Genomic DNA, 7,220 nt, shown 5'->3' on the forward strand with positions numbered 1-7,220 from the left:
CCCCCCCCCCCCCCCTCCCCTCCCCCCCCCCCCCTCCCCCCACCCCTCCCCCCCCCCCCCCCCCCCCCCCCCCCCCACGGCCGCTCGGCATCGCCACGAACACGCCACCTTCGCCTTACCCTCTCGAAATAAGCGGTGGTCCGGGCCGAACTCGGTGTGCCAGAGTGACGAAATGTCCACCCGGTTCACCGATCGCGATGAATCCCTGAGCTACCTGCGAACGGGGGCGGTCCTGGTGCACTGCCCGCGATGTACCGGGCAGGCGGTGGCGACTCACTCGCGGGTGAGCTGCACGGGATGCGGCTATGCCAAAGTGGACGGACACCCCGGCGCCTCGATCGGCCAGGTGGAGTTCCGTGCTCACGGCCGCTGCCGGAACTGCGGGCAGTCTGTGACGCAGCGGCGAAAGCGATGGCGGCGTGCCGAGCCGCGCACTCTGCCGGTGTCCTGCCCCGGCTGCCGGACCGCGACCGAGCTGCCCGTGTCGTCGACGTGGTCCTGGTCTGTTCCGGCGGTTCCGCGGTATCGCGGTCTGGAGTTGTGGCTGCAAACCCCGTGCAAGGGAGAGACCCTCTGGGCTTATCACGAACCCCACCTGAACTACTTGGAAAGGTATGTCGCGGCCGGGCTTCGCGAGCAGGTGCCGAACCGGAACAGCAGTCTGGCCAGCCGCCTTCCAGCCTGGATCAAGTCGGCGAAGAACCGCGACGACGTCTTGCGTGCCCTGAGCCGAATGCGTGCTTCCCTGCCTTCAGGGGAAGCGTCAGCCGGCCTCGCGTAGTTGCGCGGCCGCCTGCTCGACCAAGGGCGGCGCGGTGGCGATGACCTGGTCAAGGGTGCTGCGGGCAGTGGTCAACTCGGTGATCGCGGCGCTGAGCCTGGCGCGTTCGCGGTGCAGGTCCAGCAGGAGTTCGGGACAGTCGGCGATGAGTTTCCCGCCCGCGGAACCCATACAGGGCAACAGATCCGCGATCGTGGTGGTGGAAAGGCCCGCGGCGAGCAGATTGCGGATGTGTTCGACGGTGGTCACGTCCCCGTCGGTGTACACGCGGTAGCCGCTGGGGAGTCGCTCCGGCCGCAGCAGGCCTTGCTCCTCGTAGTAGCGCAGCAGACGCTGGCTGACGCCGGTCCTGCGTTCCAGTTCGCTGATGCGCACGCCGCCTCCGAAATTCGCGCTTGACTTTCACATCTATGTGAGACTTTAGCGTCGCGGTATGTCCGACCGACAACTCCGAATCTCCGCGGGGCCCCGTGAATGGCTCGGCCTCGCCGTGCTGGTGCTGCCGACCGCGTTGCTGTCCATGGACGCCACGGTCCTGTACCTGGCGCTTCCCAGTCTCGCCGCCGATCTGGACCCGAGCCCGGGCCAGCTGTTGTGGATCTCCGACGCCTACGGCTTCCTGGTCGCGGGTTTCCTCGTCACCATGGGCACGCTGGGCGACCGCGTCGGCAGGCGTCGCCTGCTGCTGATCGGTGCCGCGGTCTTCCTGGTCATTTCGGTGCTGGCGGCCTACGCGCCGTCCGCCGAACTGCTCATCGTCGCCCGAGGGCTGCTCGGGATCGCCGGCGCGACTCTCATGCCGTCCACCCTCGCGCTGATCGGGAGCATGTTCCGTGATCCGCGCCAGCGAGGCGCCGCGATCGGGCTCTGGTCCGCGGGTCTGTCGGCGGGAGTGGCGCTCGGACCGGTGGCCGGCGGGCTGCTGCTCGAATGGTTCTGGTGGGGTTCGGTGTTCCTGCTCGCCGTCCCGGTGATGATCCTGCTCCTGATCACCGGCCCGATCCTGCTGCCGGAACAGCGTGACACCGAACTCGGAAAGCTGGACCTGGCGAGCGTGGCGTTGTCCTTGGCGGCCGTGTTGCCGATCGTCTACGGCATCAAGCATCTCGCCGAAGGCGGATCGGCATTGCCGGGTGGGATCGCACTGCTGCTCGGTGGTGGTGCCGGGATCGTGTTCCTGCGACGGCAACGGCAACTGAGCGTCCCGCTGATCGATCTCCGGTTGTTCGCCGCGCGGCCGTTCCGCAACGCGCTGCTGATCCTGCTCGCCGCGCTCGCCTGCGTCGCCGGGGTCTACCTGTTCGCCGCGCTCTATCTCCAGCAAGTGACCGGGCTGTCTCCCCTCGAGGCCGGTCTGTGGCTGGTGCCCTCCGCGGTGGCGATGGTGCTCACCTCGGTCGCGGCACCCGCATTGGTTCGCCGGATGCCGGTTCACCGGTTGCTCGCGTGGTCGCTGGCCCTTTCAGCTGCGGGCTTCTTCGTCTTGGCCTGGACTCCGGACGGACAGGGGGTCGCGCCACTGGTCGCCGGACTCGTGCTCATCTACCTCGGTCTGGGGCCGGTGATGGCGCTCAGCACGGACATCGTGGTCAGCGCGGCGCCGCCCGAGCGGGCCGGTGCGGCGTCGGCGTTGTCGGAGACCAGTGTGGAATTCGGGCTGGCGCTCGGAGTGGCGGTGCTCGGCAGCATCGGCACCTTCGTGCAGCGCGGGCACGGCTTCACGCCGGGACTGGTCGTGGTCGCGGCGATCGGGGTGGTGGTGTTCCTCAGCCTCGCGGTCCTCGCCGATCGACGGGCTTGAGCGCCCGGCTCGGCCCGGAGTGGTCTCCGGGCCGAGCCGTCTCGCGAGCTACTTCGTGCAGTGGATCCCGGCTTCACCGCGGTACATCACGAAACTGATCTTCACCGAGTACAGGTGGATGGTCACGCACTGGTCGGGCGTGTACCCGTAAACCGACGCGTGATCGTAGGCCTGCTGCAGCGCCGTTCGCTTGGCCGACGCCGAGGTCTTCTCGACGGTCGTCCCGAGGAACGCACGGGTCTCCTGGACGCTCTCCGAGGCGCTCGCCACCGTCGGCGCGAGTGTCATGAGTCCTGCGAGGACCGCGGCCCCCGCGCCACGGGCGATCATTCTGGTCATACTTCCCTCTCCTTGGGTTCTTCGGCGAATGCTGCGTCAGCGCTGGCAGTAGAGCCAGACGGTCGCGCTGTAGTAGCTCGTGTGCGACCGGACGTCGGCACTGCGCCGGTAACACTGCGAGTCCAGCCAGCCCGTGTTGCGCGCGAAGGTGCGGGCGACGCGTTCCGCCGACGCGACGGCATCCGCCGGATACGGGCCGATGCCGGTGGCGTGGAAGTCTCCGGTCTCCACGGCGAGAGCCGGCGGCGCCGACACGGTCACCGCGGCCACCGCCAGGGCCGCTGCGATCAGCAATTTCTTCATGAGAACTCCCCCTCCGGGTCGTCAGCCAACATTGACCGACACCCCTCAGTCATTCATCTCAGCTAACGTGAGAGACGTTATGGGAGCTTCTTGACTGTTGTCAATCCCAGATGAACAGACAACCGGGTAGCGTTCATCTCAGCTAATGGAGGTGATGATGACCGAACCAAGGGCAACGACGCTCACCGAACGGATCGACCGCCTCTTCCAGGTGGTCCGACGGCCCAACGGTGAGCAGTACAGTCACGAGGAGGTGGCGCGGGCCTGCCGGGAGAGCACCGGCGAGTCGTTCTCCGCCGCCTATCTCTGGCAACTGCGGACAGGCCGCAGGGACAACCCGACCAAACGGCACCTCGAAGCGCTCGCGGGGTTCTTCCAGGTGCCGCCCGCGTACTTCTTCGACGACGAGCAGGGGAGAGCTCTTGCCGAAGAGGTCGAGTTGCTGGGAGCTTTGCGCAACGTCGCCGTGCGGAACCTGGCGTTGCGTGCGGTGACGTTGTCCGAGGAGGGGCTCGGCACCGTGGCCGATATCGTCGAGGCGATCAAGCTGCGGGAGTCCAGGCGTAACCAGGGGGAGTAGCCAATGTTCGGCAGGAAGAGTGCGCTGTGGCGCAGATGTGAGCGGATCGCGTCCGCTGTGCGACTACCGGATCCGTTCGAGGTCACCACGTTGTTCGGTGAGGTCGCCGCGATGCGGGGGCGGCCCATCGAACTGGTGGCGCTCCAGGCTCGGCCGGGAGCGCCGTGCGGGGTGCTCGCGGCCACCGATCGAGCGGACTACGTCTTCTACACGCAGGACACGTCCCCCTTGCACCAGGTGCACATCCTGCTGCACGAACTCGGTCATCTGCTGTGCGGGCACGTCGAAGGCGAGGTGCTGCCGGAGACGGTGGCCGCGCTGATCACGCCCAGTCTGTCGGTGGACCTGGTCCGCAGGGTGCTCGGCCGCACGACGTACGCGCAGGAGCAGGAGAAAGAGGCCGAACTCGTCGCGTCGTTGCTCATGCGCCGCGCCGTGGGCGCCGGGCCCGGATCCGATCGGCTGCGCCACGCTCTCGGCTCGTGATCAGCTACCTGTCCGCCGGGCTGCTGGCGCTGATCGGCCTCGCCCGGCTGGTGACGGTCCGCACCGGGCCGAAGCATCTGGTCACGTTCTTCCTCAGCATGGCGGCAGGCCTCGCCGTCTCCGCCGAGACCACGGTCCGGTTGCTCGGCGACGAGCTGCTCCCACGGCTGGTCACCAACGCGCTGCAACTGCTCGCGATGCGCGCGCTGGTGCAACTGGTCCGCAGTGCCCGGTCGCCGGAGAAGCCGACACCGTTCTGGCCGATCCTGCTGTGCTGGGGCCTGATGGTCCTGTGTTACCTGGACATCGCGCCACATCGGCTCGAGGTGGGCACACCCGGGTTCCAATGGCGCTTGAGCGTCGTGGTCTATCAGGTGGTTCTCACGACGTACGGGGTCACGTGCCTGGTGATGTTCACCCGCACCCTGGCCCGCAGCGCCGCGGGCCGTCCACGAGGGACGTTCCGGACAGGGCTGCGGATCCTCGTCTGCGCCGCGGTCGCGACCATCGGATGGGTGCTGTTCTCCGGGCTTCCGTCGCTGTGGCTGGAGATCACCGACCTCGCGGACCTCGACTTCATGCCGCGTGCCCGCCTCCTCGGACTCTGCGCGATGGTGCTGTGGGTCCTCGGCGGACTGTTCACCACCTGGGACGGCGCTCTCCGCCTGGTGCGTGCGTGGCAAGGGATCCGGGCGGTCACACCGCTGTGGAAGGAGCTCGTCGCCGCTCACCCGCAGATCGCCCTGCCCGTGCGCCACGACATCGAGTTCAAGCTGTACCGCAGGCTGATCGAAATCCGTGATGGCGTCTTGGCGTTGCGGTCACACGTCCCGCCGCACCTCGGGGACTGGCTGCGCACCCCGGTCGACGAACCCACGCGCGCCGCCGCCGAAGTCGCGGCGGCGCTGGTGATGCGTGAGGCCGGCCGGAGCTGGCCACACCATCCGGCGGGCGCGGACGAGGCTCAGCCCAGCATGCGGGAGGAAAGTGCCTGGCTGAGCGCGGTGTCGTCCGCGTTCACGCACTCCCTCGTCGTGCGGGAGGTGCGGGAACGCGCGATGGCGTCCGCCGCGGGGCGTAGAGACGATGCATGAGCAGTTCGAGGGGTCCGCGGTCGAAACGCCGAAGCCACAAGAGAGCGAACGCGACGTTCACCAGTCCGACGAAGGTCCAGAGGCCGACGATCCACCACGGACGGGCATCCGCGAAACGCTCGGCGAGGCCGAGGCCCCAGCCGTAACAAAGGAAACCGGCAAGCAGGTTCTGGAGTACGTAACAGGAGAGAGCCGTTCGGCCGACCGCGATCAGTCCACTTCGGACGGCTCCAGGCTTCTCACGCATTCGAAGTGAGAGATGGGTGAGAAGGGCGAGCAGACCCAGCGCGACGAGTGGCGGCAACAGGTACCTGTCGACGAGCAACCAGTCCGGCCCGCTGAAACCGGTCAGCACGTTCAGCGGCAGGCCGACGGCGAAGCCCAGCACGAGCAGTCGCGCACGAAGCTTTGCGCCCTTCTCGGTGTCTTCGAAGACACCGGCCCTCCGCAGACGGGAACCGAGCAGGAACAGGACGACGGCGGAGGGCACGATCAGGATGGTCTCCGCCCGCAACATCAGGAACTCGGTGAAGCGGACGGCGACCTGCGCGGGCCAGCTGGCCGTCGTGGCGGGATCGACCGGGGTCGGCTCGCCGGAAACGCCCGGTCCGGCCACGAGCAGCGCGGTCACGGCGAGGATCAGCGTGGTGTACACGCCACCCACCACGACGACGACCTTGCGGACGACCCGGTCGCTCCGGCCGACGAGGTACGCGACGAGCAGCGACGTGAGCCCGTAGGCCATGAGCACGTCGCCTTCGAAAACGAGCAGGTAGTGCGCGACACCTTCCATGAAGAGAATTCCCGCCCGAAGTGGATACCTGCCAGGCCAGGAAACACCGCGCCTCCGCGCGGACTGATACTGCAACTCGAGGCCCACGCCGAACAAGATCGTGAGCAGAGCGAGGAACTTGCCGTTGCTCAGCGTACGAAGTCCGATTTCGACGTGCTCCGCGACGCCGTTCGCGGTGCCGACGAAGTCCTGGAAGAAGCCCGCGGGCCCGCCGGGATGCGCGAAAAGGAACACGTTCGTCCCGAAGGTGCCGAGAATCGCCACCCCCCTGAGTAAATCGAGAGAAGAAATCCGCCCACTACGGGATTGCTGCGCGGCGGTGGCCGCTGTCCGGTGGATCATGTCGTCGAGCGTGCCACCGCCCGCAACCGGCATCGTCCGTCGTTGGGACGATCTTGCCCTGGTCACTTGGTAGCAGTCCGGCCGTTCGTCGCCTTCGCTACCGGTTCGGCCGAGTGATCCTTCGTGTGGGGGCCGAAACCCGTTTGAGGGAAGGGCTATTCTGTCGCGCGCTCGCGTCCTGGCCTTTCGGGGCCGCGGGGAGTGATCCGGTCACGAACCGTAGATCGTGCGCTGCCGACTGGTCCGGCCGACTGTCATCCTTTCGATGCTCGGTCGTGTCGATCCAAGGGACTACAGGACAAACAGAAGGGGTCGGGTGCCGAGCTTCGCCCGGTCTTCGTCGTGGCTTCTGGCGGCGCGGCGAACCACGCGGCGTGACCGAGGTCAAGAACGACAGCTTCTATTTGAGGGGAAGGGCGAACGTGGCGTGTTCGTGCCGTCTTTCGTTCGCGGGCAGGTTTGTGAGAGCCTCGTTCGCAACGGTGAAGGTTGCGAACGAGGCTTTCGCAACACCGTCGTCCCGGGTGATCCCGTTTCTGGCCGGGGCTGGAGGTTCAACCCGACCACCGTGAGCGCCACACCAGCCTTCCGGGACGTGGGGGAAAAAAACCCCCCCGAAGCCTGTTGTCCCAAAAAGGGTGTTTCTACAACGACCACCCACCACGGAAAAAGAAAAAAAAAACCTCCCCCCCGCCCCCCCC

8 protein-coding genes are annotated in these 7,220 nt (G+C 67.3%); 4 read left to right on the forward strand and 4 right to left on the reverse strand.

The window, feature by feature from the left end; genetic code table 11:
- Nucleotides 1–763: 763 nt before the first annotated feature.
- Nucleotides 764–1,156, reverse strand: a complete 393-nt coding sequence (locus ACZ5IK_RS28060) for a MerR family transcriptional regulator (protein WP_465490418.1) — start codon at nt 1,154–1,156, stop codon at nt 764–766.
- Nucleotides 1,157–1,214: 58 nt separating this feature from the next.
- Here ACZ5IK_RS28060 and ACZ5IK_RS28065 point away from each other — a divergent pair, with 58 nt between their 5' ends.
- The gene (locus ACZ5IK_RS28065) at nt 1,215–2,582 is read left to right on the forward strand and encodes an MFS transporter (RefSeq protein ID WP_465490419.1); all 1,368 of its coding nucleotides are present in this window, start codon (nt 1,215–1,217) and stop codon (nt 2,580–2,582) included.
- A gap of 48 nt (nt 2,583–2,630) precedes the next feature.
- On the opposite strand, the gene ACZ5IK_RS28070 is transcribed toward ACZ5IK_RS28065, so the two are convergent.
- Both ACZ5IK_RS28070 and ACZ5IK_RS28075 read right to left on the reverse strand, forming a co-directional pair.
- The gene (locus tag ACZ5IK_RS28070; RefSeq protein WP_101607798.1) at nt 2,631–2,921 is read right to left on the reverse strand and encodes a hypothetical protein; all 291 of its coding nucleotides are present in this window, start codon (nt 2,919–2,921) and stop codon (nt 2,631–2,633) included.
- A 36-nt stretch (nt 2,922–2,957) separates the two neighbouring features.
- The gene (locus tag ACZ5IK_RS28075) at nt 2,958–3,224 is read right to left on the reverse strand and encodes a hypothetical protein (RefSeq protein ID WP_465490420.1); all 267 of its coding nucleotides are present in this window, start codon (nt 3,222–3,224) and stop codon (nt 2,958–2,960) included.
- A 154-nt stretch (nt 3,225–3,378) separates the two neighbouring features.
- Between ACZ5IK_RS28075 and ACZ5IK_RS28080 the strand changes: the two genes are divergently transcribed.
- The 3 genes from ACZ5IK_RS28080 to ACZ5IK_RS28090 are packed head-to-tail and all read left to right on the forward strand — an operon-like array spanning nt 3,379 to nt 5,384.
- Nucleotides 3,379–3,804, forward strand: coding sequence for a helix-turn-helix domain-containing protein (locus ACZ5IK_RS28080; RefSeq protein ID WP_168214320.1), 426 nt, complete (start codon nt 3,379–3,381; stop codon nt 3,802–3,804).
- A gap of 3 nt (nt 3,805–3,807) precedes the next feature.
- The gene (locus ACZ5IK_RS28085; RefSeq protein ID WP_101607800.1) at nt 3,808–4,290 is read left to right on the forward strand and encodes an ImmA/IrrE family metallo-endopeptidase; all 483 of its coding nucleotides are present in this window, start codon (nt 3,808–3,810) and stop codon (nt 4,288–4,290) included.
- Nucleotides 4,287–5,384, forward strand: coding sequence for an MAB_1171c family putative transporter (locus ACZ5IK_RS28090; RefSeq protein ID WP_465490421.1), 1,098 nt, complete (start codon nt 4,287–4,289; stop codon nt 5,382–5,384). The genes ACZ5IK_RS28085 and ACZ5IK_RS28090 overlap by 4 nt, the downstream gene beginning before the upstream one ends.
- Here the strand turns inward: ACZ5IK_RS28090 and ACZ5IK_RS28095 are convergent.
- On the reverse strand, nt 5,308–6,519 hold the full coding sequence (locus ACZ5IK_RS28095) for a DUF418 domain-containing protein (RefSeq protein WP_465490459.1): 1,212 nt from the start codon (nt 6,517–6,519) through the stop codon (nt 5,308–5,310). The genes ACZ5IK_RS28090 and ACZ5IK_RS28095 overlap by 77 nt on opposite strands.
- Between the last annotated feature and the right edge of the window lie 701 nt (nt 6,520–7,220).

Source organism: Amycolatopsis sp. NPDC031561, assembly GCF_055580625.1.